This window comes from Fodinicola feengrottensis, assembly GCF_010993775.1.
Taxonomy (GTDB): Bacteria; Actinomycetota; Actinomycetes; order Mycobacteriales; family HKI-0501; genus Fodinicola; species Fodinicola feengrottensis.
Window position 1 is genome coordinate 40612 of record NZ_WOTO01000043.1, and the last position, 16611, is coordinate 57222.

Below are 16611 nucleotides of genomic sequence, written 5' to 3' on the forward strand. Positions count from 1 at the left end.
GAAAACGAGGGCCATTAGATACAAAAGGCGGAAACAGGGCAAGTGGTTGCCGCGAAAAACGCGAGAAAGGACTAGTTTCGGTGCGGGCGGGCGCCGAAGAGGATGTCGTCCCAGCCGGGCAGCTCGGGCTTACCGCGGCGCGAACCACTGCCGGAAGCCGCCTCGGCGCGCTGCGGCTCGGGCTGCACCGGTTCGGGCTCGGGTTCGGGCTCGGTGTGCGGGAGGTGCTCCGGCTTGGCTTTGGCGGCCGGCTGCGTACGCACGGCGGCGGCGGGGTCGGCGCGGCCTGTCGAGGCGCGGGCGGCGGGGTCGGCTGAGCGACCGGCACGGGCTCGGGCTCCGGCTCGGGGGGGGTGGGCTGGCGCGGGCGCAGCACCGAGATCGGCGACATCCGCGGCAGCTCCTGGGTGTCCACGTCGCCGAGGTCCAGCTCGGCGGCGATCTCGTCGTGCACCAGGATCTCCGGCGGCTTCTCCACCGACAGGTACGACGCCATCTGGTCGGTCGGGCTGACCACGCTGCGGGCCGCGTCCATGTCCCAGGCCGGCATACGCGGTCGCCTTGCCGGACGGCCAGCTGGCCACCACTCGCCAAGTGCCGGTCTCGCGCCGGTACGCGTCCCACTCCACCGCGTCCGGATCGACGCCGTGGCCGGCGAGCCGTACGTCCACCACGGCGGACAGCGACGAGCCGGACTCGGACGTACGCAACCGGGTGCGCCGGGCGTGGTCGGCGATCATCGCGCGTTCCTGCAGCACCGGGCCGGCGAACCGGAGGATCTTCTCCAGCGGGGTGTTGGCCGCTTTCGCGACCTCCTCCGCGGACTGGCCGGAGCGGATGCGTGCCTGAATGTCGCGAGGTGTCAAGGCACTCTCCATCTCCATCGCCAGCTGCCCGGCGACGCCGGCGCGGTCCGTCTTAATCGCGGCTGCCACTCGCTCGTCGATCGCCAGCGACAGCATCCGGCCCGACTCGTCTTTGAGTACGAGTGACCGGCCGTCCTCCGCAAGGGCGACGAACCGGACGGGTCGCATCGGCAAACCTCCGGGAATCGTCGATGGCAGGCACCCTCCACCGTACGACGTGGGGACCGGATCGCCGGCCTTGCCACGCCGCAACGGCGCCACGCGTCAGGAGAGTTTTTCGACCACGTAATCGATGCTGGCCGTCAGCGCCCGAATATCGGCCGGGTCGACTGCCGGGAACATGGCGATTCGGAGCTGGTTGCGACCCAGTTTGCGGTACGGCTCGGTGTCCAGAATCCCATTTGCCCGCAATGTCTTTGCGACCTTGCTGGCGTCGACCGCGTCGTCGAAGTCGATGGTGCCGACCACCGCGGACCGCTTCACCGGATCGGTCACGTACGGGTGGGCGAAGCTGGACTGCTCGGCCCAGTCATAAAGCACGTCCGACGACTCGGCCGTACGCGAGACCGCCCAGGTCAGGCCGCCGTTGCCGAGGATCCACTCGGTCTGCTCGGCCATTAGGAACAGGGTGGCCAGCGACGGCGTGTTGTACGTCTGTTCCTTGACCGAGTTGTCCAGCGCGGTCGCGAGATCCAGGAAAGCCGGCTGCCAGCGGCCGGATTCCTTGATCTCGGCGATCCGGGCCAGCGCGGCCGGGCTCAGGATCGCGATCCACAGGCCGCCGTCGGAGGCGAAGTTCTTCTGCGGGGCGAAGTAGTACGCGTCGGACTGGGTGATGTCGACGGGCAGGCCACCGGCCGCCGAAGTGGCGTCATGCAGCATCAACGCGTCTGTACCGGCGACTCGCTGGACCGGAATAGCGACGCCGGTGGAGGTCTCGTTCTGCGGAGTCGCGTACACGTCGACGCGCCGTCAGTCAGCTGGAAGCTGGGGGCGTCGCCGGGCTCGGCCTTGATCACGGTCGCCTCGCCCAGGTGCGGCGCGGTTTTTTTCGCGGCGGTGGCGAACTTGCCGCCGAACTCGCCGAACGACAGGAACTGCGAGTTGGCCCGGATCAGGCCGAAGGTGGCCGCGTCCCAGAACGCCGTGGTGCCGCCGTTGCCGAGCACCACCTCGTAGCGGCAGGCACCGAGAACAGCTGCTTGATGCCGTCCCGTACCCGCTTGACCTGGTCTTTTACCGCCGGCTGCCGGTGCGAGGTGCCCAGGTAACTGGACGCGACCTTGGCCAGCGCCTCCACCGCCTCCGGACGTACCTTGGACGGCCCACAGCCGAACCGGCCGTCGGCGGGCAGCAGGTCAACGGGGATCTGGATGGCTGGTGGGCTGGCGCTGCTCACGATCGGGACCTCTCAGGATCGGGTGCGATTTGCCCCCCGATCCTCCCACCGCAGGCCACTCGCCTCGATGCGCGGGGAGCGTGACCTGCATCTCTGGGCTTTCAGCCAGCGGAGCGGACGGGTCAGATCAGATCGGGGAGATGGCGTCCCAGCCCTCGACCTCGCAGGGTTTGCGCGGGCCGGGGCCCTGGTATTCGGCGGACGGGCGGATCAGCTTGCCGAGCCGCTTCTGCTCCATGATGTGAGCACTCCAGCCGGCCGTACGGGCGCAGGTGAACATCGAGGTGAACATGTGCGCCGGTACGGCCGCGAAGTCCAGCACGACGGCCGACCAGAACTCCACGTTCGTACGCAGCGCCCGGTCCGGCCGGCGGGCGGTGAGCTCGGCGATCGCGGCTTTTTCCAGCGCCTGCGCGACCTCGTACCGTGGCGAACCCAGTTCCTTGGCCGTACGCCGGAGCACCCGCGCTCGTGGATCCTCGGCGCGGTAGACCCGGTGGCCGAAGCCCATCAGCCGCTGGCCCTCGTCGAGCGCCTTCTTGACCCACGCCTCTGCGTCGCCGGTTTTTTCGACCTCGTCCAGCATTTTGAGTACGCGTGAGGGTGCACCGCCATGCAAGGGGCCGGACAGCGCGCCGATCGCCGACGAGATCGAGGCCGCGGTGTCGGCGCCGGTGGCGGCGACCACCCGGGCGGTGAAGGTGGACGCGTTCATGCCGTGTTCGGCGGCGGAGGTGAAATACGCGTCGACGGCCTTGATGTGCGCTGGATCCGGTTCGCCGCGCCAGCGGATCATGAACCGCTCGACGATCGTACGAGCCTTGTCGATCTCCTTCTGCGGCACCGCCGGCAGCCCGATCCCGCGCGCCGACTGCGCCACGAAAGACAGCGTTGTCACCGAAATCCGGGCCAGGTCGTCGCGGGCCTGCTCGTCGCTGATGTCCAGCAGCTGCCCGAGGCCCCAGTACGGCGCGAGCATCGCGACCGCGGACTGCACGTCCACCCGGATGTCGCCGGAGTGCACCGGGATCGGGAACGGCTCGGCCGGCGGCAGCCCGGGCCCGAACCGGCCGTCCACCAGCAACGCCCACACGTTGCCGAAGGAGACCTGGCCGGCCAGGTCCTCGATGTCCACGCCCCGGTAGCGAAGTGCGCCGCCGTCACGGTCCGGTTCGGCGATCTGCGTCTCGAAGGCGACGACGCCTTCCAACCCTGGCTTGAAGTCTTTCGGCATTGGTACGAGCTCCCGCGGGCAGAGGATGAGTCAGCCGATACATCATGCAGCGCGGCAGACCGCCGTGCATGCCGGTCGTCCTACTTCCTATCCGCGGTGATCGCCGGTCAAACGCCTCAGCAGCTCCGGGCTGTAGTTGGCGCCGGTGAGGATCGTGCCGACCCGGCCACCGGGGATCTCATGTACGTCCAGCGCCGCGAGCCCAGTCGCGGCCGACGGTTCCAGCAACAGACCGCAGTGGTCCCGCAGAGTCAGCAGCGCGGCGAAGATCGCGTCGTCATCAACCAGCACCACATCGTCGACAACCGTCCGCATCCAGTCGATCGCCGCCGGTATCGGTACGCGTACCTGCAGACCGTCCGCGAACGTGTCCGCTCGTTCGGTGGATATCGCCTTTCCGGCCCGCCAACTCCGCTCCATCGACGGCGCGCCGGCCGGACACACGCCGACGATCCTGGTGCCCGCCGAATGCGCCTTCATCCAGCGCGCGACGCCGCTGATCAACGCGCCGTTGCCGACGGGTACGAGCAGCGTGTCCAGCCGTTCGGCGGCCAGCTCCAGGCCGATCGTGCCGGCGCCTTCGCTGATCAGCGGCTCGTGGCCGTCCTCAACGAAAAGGTGGCCGTGCTCTCGCGCGTACGCGCGACCGGCGGACTTGGCCTCATCGAAGTCCGCGCCGCGAAGGACGACCTCGGCGCCGAGCGCGCGCATTCTCGCCACCTTGGCTGGATTTGCTTTCTCGGCGGCGAAAACCGTCGCGGAGATGCCGCGTCGAGTGGCCGTGAACGCGATCGCCTGGCCGAAGTTGCCGGCTGATCCGCAGACGACCTCCCGGCCGGGGCCGACCGTACGCATGAAGTAGTCCGCGCCGCGGCCCTTGAAACACCGGAGTGGATTGAGTGTCTCGACCTTCAGCAACACCTGGCGACCGTACTTCTCGGCCAGCCCAGCGTCGAAAAACTGAGGCGTGCCAAGAAAAATTGGATCGATGACAGTCGCCGCGTCGGCGATGTGGTCGAGTGTGAGGGCTGGCGTCATCCGCCCATCGTCTCCCATCCGACCACCGGTGCGAGTCGCGAGGTCATCGAAAGTAACTGATTCGATACTCGAATAAGGTTGGACAAATCCTGCTCCAGGACGTTAAATACGCGCGACCGCGGTTCGCAACGATGTTTGTTCGCAAGAAACCACGCCTGTTTGCACAGAAATGCTTTGCCGTAGCCCGTTGATGGTGAGGGAGCCCAGATGGTGCATGACGTCAGCCGGCGAATGGCCCTTCGGGTGGGGCTAGTGGCGGCGGCCGGCGCGGTGGTGTCCGCCTGCGGCGCGAACAAGAGTGGCAGCGGCACAGAGAGCAACGAGCCGGCCGCGGTTGCCACGGATGCGTACGTCTTCGGCTATCCGCTGGTGCTGATGGACGCCACTCGCGCGGCGAGCGGTCCGGCGAATCAGTTCGTCCACAACGATTCGTTCCCGACCGCGGCCGATCGGCTGATCGTGCGGATGAACCGGGACACCCTTTATTCCCAGGCGTGGCTGGACCTCAAGGCCGAGCCGCTGGTGCTCCAGGTGCCCAAGATGGAACCGGGTCGCTACTGGCTGATCCAGCTACTCGACGCCTGGACCAACACCGTGCACAACCCCAGCAGCGTAAAACCGCAGACCCGGGCGGGGCAGCCGGCCGCGGCGTTCACCTACCTGATTACCGGCCCAGGCTGGACCGGCAGCGTCCCGGCCGGCATGACCCGGCTGGACTGCCCACCCGTACGGTGTGGGTCATCGTCCGCGTCCAGGTCGACGGACCCGGCGATGTCGCCGCGGTCGGCGCGATTGAGCGCGAGATCGAGCTGGCGCCACTGAGCGCCTGGCAGGAGAACCCCGCCCTTTCCCGGCCCGGGATCACGTTGAGCCAGGCTGGCCGCAAAGCCAACCCGATTTCCACCGTCGCGGCGATGGACGGGTCGACGTTTTTCACCAGGCTTTGTACGTTGATGGCCGCCAATCCGCCAGCTGCCGCCGACCAGCCAGCCGTACGACGTTTCGCGAGTCTCGGCATCACCCCGGGCGGCAAGCCCACGACCGAGGCCGCGGTCCTGGACAACGCGGTGAAGGCGGCCAAGCAGCGGATCGCGGCCTATCGGGATCCACGGGCTCGTACCGTCGACGGCTGGGTCTACAGCCTCGACTGGGGGACGTACAGCACCAACTACCCACTGCGCGGATACATCTCCCGATTCGGACTGGGCGCCAACCTGGCTGAGGACGCGCTGTACCCGGCTTTCACCGCAAAGGCCGACGACAAAGGCATTCCGCGGCGATTCCGGCTGCACTTTCGGGCCGGTCAACTGCCACCGGTGAACGCGTTCTGGTCGCTCACCGCATATGACGCCGACGGTTTCCTGGTCGCCAATCCCACCGGCATCTTCTCCTTGGGCGACCAGCTCCCACTCACCAAGAACGCCGACGGCTCAGTCGACATCACCGTCCAGAACGCCGATCCGGGCGTGGCGGTGCCACGGAATAACTGGCTCCCGATCCCGGCCACCGGCGAGTTCTCGCTCACCATGCGCCTGTACGCGCCGAAACCCGAAGCACTCCAAGGCAGCTGGCGGCCACCTTCGGTCGACATCCTCTGAGGATCGTCGATAGGACCGTCGGCCTGGGGTGGTCATGCGCAGGCGGGACGGGCGGGGTGAGGATAGGACGGTGACCGAACCACCGCCGGACGACCCGGCCGCCCAGTTGGCCGGGACGCGGCTCAACTACGCACTCGCCGGGCTCGCCGAAGCCGACCTCGCCGGCAGTTGGCTTGAGCAGTTCCGCCGCTGGTACGACCAGGCGTACGCGGCTGGTGTGGTCGAGCCGAACGCGATGGTCTTCAGCACGGCCGCCGACGGCCAGCCGAGCAGCCGTACCGTGCTGTGCAAAGGCGTCGACGAGCGCGGACTCGTGCTGTTCACCAACTACCGGTCACGCAAAGGCCGGGAAGCGCTGGTGAATCCACACGCCAGCCTGTTGTTTCCCTGGTATGCGCTACAACGCCAAGTCGTGGTGACCGGATCGGTTGTCAGGGTGGATGATTCGGAGTCGGACGCGTACTTTGCCAGCCGGCCGTACGGATCGCGGATCGGTGCTTGGGCGAGCGAACAGTCCAGCGTGGTCTCCTCGCGTGAGGTGCTGGAGGAGGCGAGCGCCCGGCTGTCCGAGCGCTATCGGGACGAGGTGCCGCGGCCGCCGCACTGGGGCGGGCTCCGGGTCGTACCGTCCACTGTGGAGTTCTGGCAGGGCCGGCCGAGCCGGCTGCACGACCGGCTGCGGTTCCGGCGTACCGGCCAGAACTGGGTCGTCGAGCGGCTTTCTCCGTGACCTTGCTGCGCTGGCTGCGCACCGCGGCGATCGACACGAAACCGTTGAAGCACACCGACTTTCGTCGGTTGTGGGCTGGAAACGCGGTGTCTTTCGTCGGGTTTCAGCTCACCGCGGTGGCTGTGTCCGTGCAGGTTTTCGCGGTTAGCGGCTCATCCCTGTGGGTGGGCGCGCTGGGCGCCGCGGCTTTGGTGCCACTGGTTCTTTTCGGGCTGGCCGGTGGGGCGATCTCTGATGCCTTCGACCGGCGGGTGGTGCTGCTGGTCTCGTCGGTGGTCACCTGGATGTCGACGTGGGGGGGCTGTTTTTCCAAGCCCTGCTGGGAATGCGCAGCATCGCGCTGATTTTCGCCTTGGTGGCCTTGCAGTCGGCCGGTTTCGCCGTCACCTCGCCGACCCGGTCGGCGATCATCCCGCGGTTGCTGCCGGTGGATTTGGTGCCGTCGGCCAACACTCTCAACTTCACCGCGTCCAATGTGGGCACCATCGCTGGACCGTTGCTCGCCGGCGTCCTGGTCGCGCACGGCTCGTACGCGATCGCCTACGGACTTGATGCCGTGCTGTTCACTTTCGCGCTCTACGCGGCGATCCGGCTGCCCGCGATGCCGCCGTCCGGCCCGAAGTCGCCGCCGGGCCTACGGTCCATCGTGGAGGGTCTGGCCTTCATCGCGACCCGACCGGTGCTGCTCGCCTCCTTCGCGGTCGACATCGTCGCGATGGTGCTGGCGATGCCGCGGTCGCTGTTCCCGGAGATCGGCGCGGATCGGTTCGGCGGCGGCGAGGCGGTCGGCTGGCTGTTCGCGGCAATCTCGATCGGCTCGGTGGTTGGGGGCCTCGCGTCCGGCTGGATCGGGCGAGTCCGCCGGCAGGGCGTCGCGCTGCTGGTCGCGGTGACCGGCTGGGGCGTCGCGGTCACCCTGTCCGGCCTCGCCGGTCACCTCTGGCTGGCGGTGGTCCTGCTCGCCTTCGCCGGCATGGCCGACCTCGTTTCCGGCGTCTACCGGCAGACGATCCTGCAGGTCTACGCCCCAGACGAGATGCGCGGCCGAATGCAGGGCGTCTTCACCGTCGTGGTCGCCGGCGGACCACGCCTGGGCGACGTACGCGCCGGCGTCGTCGCCGCCAGCCTCGGCGCCTCCGCCTCCTGGGTCGGCGGCGGCATCGTGTGCGTGATCGTCGTCCTTATGGTCGCCCTGTTTGTACCCGCGATCCGCAACTACACCTCGGCAGAAGCGTCCCCGGCCGCCCTCCCAACACCCCCAGAACCGGCCCGCGCCGAGCCACCCAGCTGCACCTGAAAACCGGGTGCGGCGCGAAACTGTCGTACCCCTCCGGCAGATTTGCCCCCACCCAGTGAACGGGTGGGGGGTGGGTTTGAGGACCGATGTTCAACTAAAAATTAAGGTCTGCCTCTCGACCCACCCCCCCGCCCGTTCAAAGGGAGGGGGAAAGAAAAAACAGACACGTACGACAATTTCGCGCCGTCAAGCGCCCCTGACACCACCCAGCCCACGCTATCCCAGCCACACGAATCCCCACCCGCCCGCGCGGCGGCCGGAGGCCGCCCAGGTTCGTGGCGGTGGGGTGCCCGGTTTTTGGGCGCCCCGGCGACGCGAGCCGGATGCGCCGCCGCAGGAACTGCGGCCATCAACTCAGCCGCCCAGGTTCGTGGTGGTGGGGTGCCCGTTTTTTTGGGCGCCCCGGCGACGCGAGCCGGATGCGCCGCCGCAGGAACTGCGGCCAACAACTCAGCGGCCGGCTGGCTCGACTAGGGTGGTGGGGTCGCGTCGGGTGGGCGCGATGAAGGGAGCGGTCGTGATTTTCAAGGCGGTGAGCGAGGGACGCCCCTACGCTGAGCACGGTCTGACCGCGCGGCAGTGGGCAGACATCCCTCCCCGGCCGGTCCGGTTGGACCAACTGGTCACCACCAAGCGGGAGCTCGCGTTGGATCGGCTGCTGGCCGAGGACTCCACCTTCTACGGCGACCTTTTCCCGCACGTGGTCGACTTCCAGGGCGTGCTCTACCTGGAGGACGGCCTGCATCGCGCGTTGCGGGCAGCACTGCAGCAGCGTACGTCGATCCACGCCCGCGTCCTCGCGGTCTGAGGTCTCGCGTCGTTGACACCGCGAACTCGACGTTCTGGTAGCGGCCACCGGCGTGTCGGCAGCGAAAACGTCGAGTTCGTTCGCGAAGGGGTCGACAAACCTCAGCCGGACAGCGGCAGCGAATCCCAGTCCGAAGCGGTGTCAACGCTCACGTAGAGGCTGCCGTCCGGGGTCGCCGGCAGCGCCACCAGGCTGGACGCGCTGGTCGCACCGACGTACCGCCAGCCGCCGGTCTTCTTGGGTAGCGACGACACTGTCGCAAAGGTGTTGCCGGCATCCCGGCTGACCTGCAGGTTGGGAGTGCCGATCGAGGAGTCGGAGTCCCCGATGAGGACCGTCCGCGAACTCGCCGCGGTGAAGGTGGTCTGCGCCGCGTTGGACAGTCTTACGGGGGTGCCGCTGCCGTGCCAACTCTGCCCCTGGTCGTCGGAGTAGACGGTGGTGAAGGACGAGGAGCCGGCGCCGGAGTCCCCAGCGGGGCAGAGCGCGAAGATCCGGCCGCTGCCGGCGCTGGCGGTCACTGACCGCGGCCGCACCGAGCAGGGCGCCGCGGCGGCGGCCCGCCACCGCGCGTCTTGGAACACGTAGACCTGGCTGCCGATGATCGCGACCCCGCCCTGCCCGAAGGACAGTTGGCCGCTGCCGGCGCCGGGCTTGACCCCGCTGACCGCCTTCCAGCCGTCCGAGTGGATGTCGGTGGACATCAGCGTGACCGTGTCGCAGGACGTGCCGCCGCACTGGCCGACGAGCGCGTACGCGGTGCTGTTCTTGATCGCCAGGTCCAGGACGGTGCCGCCCACCGACTGCTGGTGCCAGCTGGCGCCGCCGTCGTGCGTGGAGTAAAGCCCGCCGCCGTACGCCCAGCCGTGCATCTGGGTGGCGAACCGCACTTCCCTTACGTCGTCGACCGGGCTGGTCTCGGCAGTGTCGAACTGGCCGGGAGTGGCTGCTTTGGGTCCCGGCAGCGTCCGCCAGCTCTGCCGGTTGTCGGTGCTGCGTACCACGGATGTGCATTTCGACCGACCGCAGCCGGTGCTGTTGCCCATCACATACGTGGTCGCCACGATCGTACTCACTGAGAACGGTTGGAAGTGTGTAGGTAGTGGGAGGGCGCCTTTGGGGATCCCGCTCGCCGGGTTCGCCGGCGTCGGGTTGGACGAGGCGGCATCCGGGGCATCCTTGTAGACCTGCGGCGGAGGTGACTGCGACCCGTCCGCGGCGATTGTCGGCGGCTGTTCGCCGCGCTGGTGCAGCACCGCGCCGCCGGCCGTACCGACGCCGACCACCAGCACCAACACCGCGGACACCACGCCGGCCCGGCGCATCTTGCGGCGCTTGGCCCGGGCGGCGATCGCGCCGAAATGGCCCTGCGGCGGGGCTAGCGGCTCCGGCTGGGCGAAGATGCGATCCAACGGGTCTGTCATCGGCTGTGCTCCTGGCTGTGCGGCGTCTCGTCGGCCTTCAGCGCTTCGGAAAGCTTCTGCCTGGCGTCGAAGAGCGCCCTCTTCACCGTGCCGTCGGCCTTGCCCAGGACGGTGGCGATCTCATGTACGGGTAGGTCCGCGTAGTAGTGCAACAGCACCACCGTCTTCATCCGGTCCGGCAGTTTCTCGACCAGGTCACGCAGGGTCGGGTCCGGCGCTGGCACGTTCTGCGGCGCCTCGGCCAGCCGTACCAGCGCCTTGCGCTCACGCTGCTGCCGGCGCCAGTGGTCGCGGATCAGGTTGGTCGCGGTCATGTAGAGCCACGGCCGCGGCTGGGTCACCTTCGTCCAACGAGCCATCAGGCGTACGAAACACTCGGTGGTGATGTCGTGCGCCAGCTCCGTGTCGTTCACCAGCTTGTTGGACCACCCTGCCAACCGGCCGTATTCCGCCTCGTAGAGCTCGCGCACGGCAGTCTCGTCCGCGCGCACCAAGTGCCCTCCTAGCGGTAGGTCCATGGTGGCGGTCACGGTTGTCACAGCTACTCAGACGCCGCACCAGGGCCGATGGTTGGGTGAGGGTTCACCGGAATCACTTGTAGCAGTTGACCGGTTGATCGCCGGCTGCGGGGTACGTCCCGGATTGGTCGTCCTCATAGCGACGCCCGAGCACGCGGTCTAGCGTTGACGTGCTTGTCAGAGTTTAGCGTCGGGGCGCGGGTCGAGGATCCGTGTTCGTCTCGTGGGAGGGGTGCCGGTGCTGATCGGTGAGCTGGCCGCGCTGGCCGGGGTGAGTACGCGCATGCTGCGCTATTACGACCAACAGGGACTGCTGGCCAGCCAGCGGTCGTCGAACGGCTACCGCCGCTACGACGACGAGACGGACCTGCGGGCCGTACGGCAGATCCGGACGCTGGTGGAGAACGGGTTCGCGCTGGAGGAGACCCGTCCTTTCGTGGACTGCCTGCGGGCCGGGTACGCGTCCGCTGACGTGTGCGCCGCATCACAGGAGGCGTATGTGCGCAAGCTCGCAGACCTGGACGACGGCATCGACCGGCTGCAGCGCACCCGTGCCGATCTCGCCGCCCGGTTGGCCGCGGCCGCCCAGGTCCAGTGCGCGCGCGCCCGCGTGCGAGGCATCCCTGACAAGCTGAGGAGCAGTTGCGGTGAGCGTTGTGAACGTAACCGACGACACTTTCGACGCGGAGGTCCGGCGTAGCTCGATCCCCGTCCTGGTGGAGTTCTGGGCCACCTGGTGCCCGCCCTGCCGGCGAATGGTGCCGGTGCTGGATTCGGTCGCGCAGGCGTACGAGGGCCGACTGAAGGTCGCGAAGGTCGACACCGACACCAATCCGGGCATCACCCGCGAGGCCGGCGTGTTGGCCAACCCGACGCTGTCCGTCTACCGCGACGGCGAGGTCGTGTTTTCGGTGGTCGGAGCCCGGTCGCTGTCTCGACTGACAACCGAGCTCGAGACCGCTCTCAGTTGATGGCAGAGCCGATGGCCGCAGTTCCTGCGGCGGCGCGTCCGGTTCGTGTCGCCGGGGCGCCCAAAGGGCGGGCACCCCACCGCCACAAACCTGGGCGGCCTTCGGCCGCCGCGCGGGCGAGGTTGGGTTAGCGGCAGCGAGCAGCGTCAGCGGTTACGTGCAGTGGCAGTGGCGCGGAAGTGTGTGGCTGGGTTGGCATCGAGTGCCGGTGCGGCGCGAAACTGTCGTACCCACCCCCAAAAATCACCCCCACCCAGTGACGGGTGGGGGGCGGGTTCGAGGACCAATGTTCAACTAAAAATTAAGGTCCACCTCTCAACCCACCCCCCGCCCGTTCAAAGGGAGGGGGAAAAAAAAACAGACACCTACGACAATTTCGCGCCGCACTGGGTGTTTCGAAGCAGTGGTTGACGCCGGTTATGGGGTGTCCTCGAGCCGGAAGCCGACCTTCAGCCCGACCTGGAAATGTTCGACCTGGCCGTCGGTGATGTGCCCGCGGATCTCGGTGACCTCGAACCAGTCGAGGCCGCGCAGCGTCTGCCCGGCGCGGCTGATGGCGCCGCGTACGGCCGCGTCAATGCTCTCGGTGGACGATCCGACGATTTCGGTGACTCGGTACGTGTGATCTGTCATGCCGCTGATAGTCCCGCCAGCGGCCGGCGTCCGCAGGTCGAACGCCGGCCTTGGCGACGGTTAGTGGGTGGGGAACAGGGCCTGCTGGGCGGTCGGGCTCAGCGGGGCGCCGTTGTGGAGGCCGAGAAGCTTGGCCAGCTTCGCAGTGTTGGGGTCGACGGCCTTGGGCTGCAGCCGCTGCGTCGCCTGCGCGGCGGCGAAGGCCTGCTGGGCGGTGCCGGCACTGGCCGGTTGGCCGGCGAGGACGTTGTACGCGAGCGAGGCTTCTGCCGCCATCCCGGCGTAGAACGGGTGGTAGGGCGCGGCGGCCAGCAGGTTCAGGTCCTTGCCGTTCACCCACGCCACGTCGCCGCGCGCAGACGTCGTGGCCGAGGGACGGGCCGTACGTGTCGACGAAGGTCGAACCGGTCGCGGCGGCGGCGCTGGAAGCCGCCGCGTTCAGCGCGCGCTCCAGTGAGTCCGCCCACGCGTAGTCGCCGTCGGCGAGCGGGAGATCGGCGCAGTAACCGCTGGTCGGTGTCAACCGCGGGGTAGCCGACGACCAGCACCTTCGCGTGCGGTGATCGCTGGTGAATGCCGTTAAGGACGGTGGTGATGTTGGTCTGGTGGTGTTGGCCAGCGCGGCGAGCAGGGTGTCGGTGCCGTTGACGGTGAAATGCGCCTTGCAGGGCGCGCCGGTCGGGTCGCTGTCTTTAAGACCGGGGCAGGTGCCCACGATCGAGCCGAAGACGCTGTAGTCGTTGCCGCCGATAGAGATGCTGACCAGGTCGGTGGCCGCGGTCAGGCCGTCGAACTGCGGCGCGTGGCTGCCAAGCACCAGCGACTGCGAGCCCGTCATGTTGCTCGTGTCGGCACCGGAGCAGGTGTTGTCGGTGTACGACCACAGCCCGAGGTGGGACGCGAGCAGGGCCGCGTAGTCGTTCGTGGACCGTACGCACAACAGGGGATCGAGCCGCGGCAGCGGGATCAGCGGGCCGGCGGCGTACGAGTCGCCCAGAGCCACGTAGTGCTGGTAGGGGGGGGGCGCTGGCAGCCGCGTTGCTGGCGGCTGGGACGAGAGTCGCGCACAGGACGAACGCGGCGAGAGCAGCACAGATCCGGGCGATACGACGTACGGTCATCGGCACCTCGACAGATCGTGACAATGGGTCTGGCTGAATATGTCCCACCTTGCTCGTTCTGGGCAAGAGCCACGATGAATCGGTGCCAGATTGCGCTCAGGGATTCTGATAGCCGACCGGCGAGCTCGGCTCCGGGTCGACCCGTTCGTGGACGGCCGCCAGCAGTGCCTTCAGCAGCTCGGCGAGCTGGTCGCGGTCGCCTTCCGCAAGGCCGGAGATGAGCCGTAGCTCGTCGGTCAGCAGGTCGTCCACCACCTGCTCGATGAGTTCGTGCCCCGCCTCGGTGAGGACGACCTCGACGGCCCGGTGGTGGGCGTGGGGCGAGTGGTCGATGGAGCTGTGACTCTCGTGGTGACGCGCCGAGCGGGCACAGTGTACGGCCCGAAACAGTACGGCCCGAAACTGTCGGCACCCCGGAGAAGTCTCGATTCGGGGGCGGCACTTTTCGGTGGGGGTACGGCTTTTTACCGGAGGCGGGCGGCGCGGCCGGCGGAGCCGGAGGCCCAGCAGCCGCCGTCCGGCGCGCATTCGACCGAGTCGAAGCTGCCGGTGTCGAAGCGTTGCCAGGTGCGCCCGCCGTCCCGGGTGACATCGCTGCCGGTTGGGCCGACGGCCAGCACTGTCGCCCGTGTGAAGGGCACCCACGCCGCGCCGGACCGGTATTCCCCTGGTCCCGTGAATCCGTGCCACGTACGCCCACCGTCGATCGTCGCCGCGGCCGCGTTCGGCGCGCTGGCTGGCGTGTTGTAGTCGCCGCCGACGGCGATGCCTTGCCATGGCGTACGGAACGCCAGCGAGTAGATGCCGGCGGTGGCGCCGACCGGGATGGGTGTGTCCACCGCGTGCCAGCGCCGGCCGCCGTCGGTGGAGTGGAAGACGCGTGACGCCGTCCCGCCGCCGGTCGCGAACCACGCGTCGAAGGGGCCGGAGCTGACCAGGCACGTGCCGCTCGCGGCGAAGGCGAACTCGCCGGTCTGTGCGGCCGGCATCCCGTCCGTTGACTGCACCTTCCAGGTCCGTCCGCCGTCCACAGTGGAGAGAATGCGGAACTTCCCGTCCACCGGGTCCGACAACGCGAGGCCGCGTCGAGTGTCGAAAAACGTCAGGCAGTCGTAGAAGGCTTTGGGGTCGTCGTTGGTGAAAGTACGGGTCCAATGGGCGCCGCCGTCGGACGTGGAGTAGATCCGGGAAGCATCGCCGTCGCCGATCGCCAGCGCGGTCGCGTGCCGGCTGTCCGAGGCCTCCACGTCCCGGAACTCCAGCGCGGCCGCGTCCGGAGGCGAGACGTTCAGCCAGTGTTGGCCACCGTCGGTCGTGCGGAGCACCGTTCCCTTGACGCCGGCGACCCACGCCGTCGTACGGCTGAGCGCGGCGAGGCCACGGAACTGGTTGGTGGTCCCGGTCGGCGTCAGCTGCCACGACGGCAGCCGGTCGGTCTGGGCGGCGGCCGGCAGGGCCGGCGCGAGCACGGACGCGGCGGCCACGGCGGCCACCAGCAGGCGGAAAGGTCTCATGCCGGCGGACGTTACCGGCCCTCGCGCGGCGATGAACGGCCAATACCGGCGATGCGTACGCGCGCAAGCCTGTGCATGCTTGAGGCATGGCGGACGATCTGGTGGTCACTCAGCGGCTGGTGATCCCGGCGGTGGAGCTGACCGAGCGGTTCTCCCGGTCGTCCGGCCCGGGTGGGCAGGGAGTCAACACCACGGACAGCCGGGTCGAGCTGGTTTTCGACCTTGCCCGGTCGCCCTCGGTGCCCGAACACCTGCGTGAGCGGATGCTGGCCCGGTTGAACCACCGGCTGGTCGATGGCGTGATCACTATCGCGGCGTCGGAGTTCCGTTCGCAGTTTCGGAACCGGGAAGCGGCGCGGGAGCGGTTGGCGGCGCTGTTGCGGTCGGGGGCAGCGCCGCCGCCAGCAGCGCCACGCCGGGCCACCAAGCCCAGCCGCGGCGCGAAGGAGCGGCGGCTGGCTGAGAAGACCCACCGGGCCAGCATCAAACGTGACCGGAGACGGCCGATCGACGAATAGAAAGGCCCATCGACGAAGGGGAATGCCTTGCAGGTCATCGATGCCCGTGAGTGCGCCAGCCGGCTGCCCTTCGGTGCCCTCGTACCAGCGCTGGCGGAGGCGTTCACCCGGCCGGCGACGGTGCCCGAGCGGCATCAGCACCGGCTCGACGAATCCGCCGACGCCACCCTGCTGCTGATGCCGGCCTGGAGCGACGCCGGCTTCGTCGGGGTCAAATGGGTCAATATTTTCCCACAAAACACCGGTCCGTCGGTGTCCGCCGCGTATTTGCTGGCGCGCGCCGCGACCGGCGAGCATCTCGCGGTCATCGACGGCAACGAGCTGACCCGCCGGCGTACGGCCGCGGTCGCCGCACTCGCCGCGGACAAGCTGGCCCGCGCGGACGCGCGCACCCTGGTGATCGTTGGCGCTGGCCACATCGGCGCGATCGTCGCCGAGGCTTACGCGGCTGTCAGAGATATCGAGACTGTGCTGGTTTTCAGTCGTACGACCGAAAACGCCCAGCGGCTGGTGGGTCGGCTGGCCGGATTCGACGCTGAGGTGGTGACCGACCTGCCGGCCGCGCTCGAACGGGCCGACATTGTCAGCTGCGCCACCCTCTCGCTGAGCGGCCGGTCGTACGTGGCGCCTGGCTGCGACCCGGCACGCACGTTGACCTGATCGGCAGTTTTCGTCCCAGCATGCGCGAAACCGACGATGAGGCACTCGCTCGCGCGCAGGTCTTCGTCGACACCGAGATCGCGCTCGAAGAGGCCGGTGAGTTGGTCACCGCGCTCGCGAACGGTGCTATCAGCCGCGGTGATATCCGCGGAACGTTGGCGCAGCTGTGTACGGGCGAGGTCGACGGCCGGCGCGGCGAGCAGGACATCACGCTGTTCAAGACAGTCGGCACCGGCCTCGCGGATCTGGCCGCGGCCGCGCTCGTCTACGCCCGGGAATAGG

At 68.5% G+C, this 16611-nt stretch carries 17 protein-coding genes and 3 pseudogenes; 10 read left to right on the plus strand and 10 right to left on the minus strand.

All coding sequences use genetic code 11. The features are described from left to right. Nucleotides 1-71: 71 nt before the first annotated feature. The 4 genes and pseudogenes from sepH to GNX96_RS32845 all read right to left on the minus strand — a co-directional run bounded on the left by sepH (nt 72) and on the right by GNX96_RS32845 (nt 4537). Nucleotides 72-1034: a septation protein SepH gene (sepH, locus tag GNX96_RS57035; RefSeq protein ID WP_279582112.1), complete on the minus strand. Its 963-nt coding sequence runs from the start codon at nt 1032-1034 to the stop codon at nt 72-74. A 96-nt stretch (nt 1035-1130) separates the two neighbouring features. Continuing rightward, nucleotides 1131-2265: pseudogene (serC, locus tag GNX96_RS32835) on the minus strand (phosphoserine transaminase). A gap of 127 nt (nt 2266-2392) precedes the next feature. Then, nucleotides 2393-3499 (minus strand): citrate synthase 2, encoded by a 1107-nt coding sequence (locus GNX96_RS32840; RefSeq protein WP_163571847.1) that lies wholly within the window; start codon nt 3497-3499, stop codon nt 2393-2395. Between the two features lie 87 nt (nt 3500-3586). Then, complete coding sequence (locus tag GNX96_RS32845; protein WP_163571848.1) at nt 3587-4537, minus strand: threonine ammonia-lyase; 951 nt, start codon at nt 4535-4537, stop codon at nt 3587-3589. Nucleotides 4538-5002: 465 nt separating this feature from the next. Between GNX96_RS32845 and GNX96_RS57040 the strand changes: the two are divergent. The 6 genes and pseudogenes from GNX96_RS57040 to GNX96_RS32865 form a co-directional block, all read left to right on the plus strand. Further along, nucleotides 5003-5295 (plus strand): annotated as a pseudogene (locus GNX96_RS57040) (DUF1254 domain-containing protein); the annotation flags it as partial. Between the two features lie 195 nt (nt 5296-5490). Further along, a complete protein-coding gene (locus tag GNX96_RS57045) occupies nt 5491-6135 on the plus strand; it encodes a DUF1214 domain-containing protein (protein WP_279582131.1) in 645 nt (214 codons plus the stop codon). A 70-nt stretch (nt 6136-6205) separates the two neighbouring features. Beyond that, nucleotides 6206-6865 (plus strand): pyridoxamine 5'-phosphate oxidase, encoded by a 660-nt coding sequence (gene pdxH / locus GNX96_RS32855; protein ID WP_279582113.1) that lies wholly within the window; start codon nt 6206-6208, stop codon nt 6863-6865. Next, the gene (locus GNX96_RS61590; RefSeq protein WP_313885832.1) at nt 6862-7209 is read left to right on the plus strand and encodes an MFS transporter; all 348 of its coding nucleotides are present in this window, start codon (nt 6862-6864) and stop codon (nt 7207-7209) included. Before pdxH ends, GNX96_RS61590 begins: the two co-directional genes overlap by 4 nt. Continuing rightward, nucleotides 7158-8162 (plus strand): MFS transporter, encoded by a 1005-nt coding sequence (locus GNX96_RS32860; RefSeq protein WP_313885833.1) that lies wholly within the window; start codon nt 7158-7160, stop codon nt 8160-8162. Before GNX96_RS61590 ends, GNX96_RS32860 begins: the two co-directional genes overlap by 52 nt. Nucleotides 8163-8679: 517 nt before the next feature. Next, nucleotides 8680-8970, plus strand: coding sequence for a type II toxin-antitoxin system VapB family antitoxin (locus tag GNX96_RS32865; protein WP_163571870.1), 291 nt, complete (start codon nt 8680-8682; stop codon nt 8968-8970). Nucleotides 8971-9071: 101 nt separating this feature from the next. On the opposite strand, the gene GNX96_RS32870 is transcribed toward GNX96_RS32865, so the two are convergent. Continuing rightward, on the minus strand, nt 9072-10394 hold the full coding sequence (locus GNX96_RS32870) for a sialidase family protein (RefSeq protein ID WP_163571850.1): 1323 nt from the start codon (nt 10392-10394) through the stop codon (nt 9072-9074). Beyond that, nucleotides 10391-10885, minus strand: a complete 495-nt coding sequence (locus GNX96_RS32875; RefSeq protein ID WP_279582114.1) for an RNA polymerase sigma factor — start codon at nt 10883-10885, stop codon at nt 10391-10393. Before GNX96_RS32875 ends, GNX96_RS32870 begins: the two co-directional genes overlap by 4 nt. 265 nt (nt 10886-11150) lie before the next feature. Here GNX96_RS32875 and GNX96_RS32880 point away from each other — a divergent pair, with 265 nt between their 5' ends. Then, entirely contained in the window at nt 11151-11612 is a 462-nt protein-coding gene (locus tag GNX96_RS32880) for a MerR family DNA-binding transcriptional regulator (protein WP_163571852.1), read from the plus strand. Next, the gene (locus tag GNX96_RS32885) at nt 11569-11883 is read left to right on the plus strand and encodes a thioredoxin family protein (RefSeq protein ID WP_279582115.1); all 315 of its coding nucleotides are present in this window, start codon (nt 11569-11571) and stop codon (nt 11881-11883) included. Before GNX96_RS32880 ends, GNX96_RS32885 begins: the two co-directional genes overlap by 44 nt. Before the next feature lie 417 nt (nt 11884-12300). Here the strand turns inward: GNX96_RS32885 and GNX96_RS32890 are convergent, their stop codons facing one another. The 4 genes from GNX96_RS32890 to GNX96_RS32905 all read right to left on the minus strand — a co-directional run bounded on the left by GNX96_RS32890 (nt 12301) and on the right by GNX96_RS32905 (nt 15151). Then, complete coding sequence (locus tag GNX96_RS32890) at nt 12301-12516, minus strand: dodecin (protein WP_163571854.1); 216 nt, start codon at nt 12514-12516, stop codon at nt 12301-12303. After that, nucleotides 12458-13519, minus strand: a complete 1062-nt coding sequence (locus tag GNX96_RS32895; RefSeq protein WP_279582116.1) for a GDSL-type esterase/lipase family protein — start codon at nt 13517-13519, stop codon at nt 12458-12460. Before GNX96_RS32895 ends, GNX96_RS32890 begins: the two co-directional genes overlap by 59 nt. Before the next feature lie 214 nt (nt 13520-13733). Next, entirely contained in the window at nt 13734-13889 is a 156-nt protein-coding gene (locus tag GNX96_RS32900) for a hypothetical protein (RefSeq protein WP_163571856.1), read from the minus strand. A 212-nt stretch (nt 13890-14101) separates the two neighbouring features. Continuing rightward, complete coding sequence (locus GNX96_RS32905) at nt 14102-15151, minus strand: WD40/YVTN/BNR-like repeat-containing protein (RefSeq protein WP_279582117.1); 1050 nt, start codon at nt 15149-15151, stop codon at nt 14102-14104. 86 nt (nt 15152-15237) lie between these two features. Between GNX96_RS32905 and arfB the strand changes: the two genes are divergently transcribed. Continuing rightward, nucleotides 15238-15669 carry an alternative ribosome rescue aminoacyl-tRNA hydrolase ArfB gene (gene arfB / locus GNX96_RS32910; RefSeq protein ID WP_163571857.1) on the plus strand — a complete coding sequence of 144 codons (432 nt, stop codon included), beginning with the start codon at nt 15238-15240 and terminating at the stop codon, nt 15667-15669. A 120-nt stretch (nt 15670-15789) separates the two neighbouring features. Continuing rightward, nucleotides 15790-16610: pseudogene (locus GNX96_RS32915) on the plus strand (ornithine cyclodeaminase family protein). The last annotated feature ends 1 nt before the right edge of the window (nt 16611 follow it).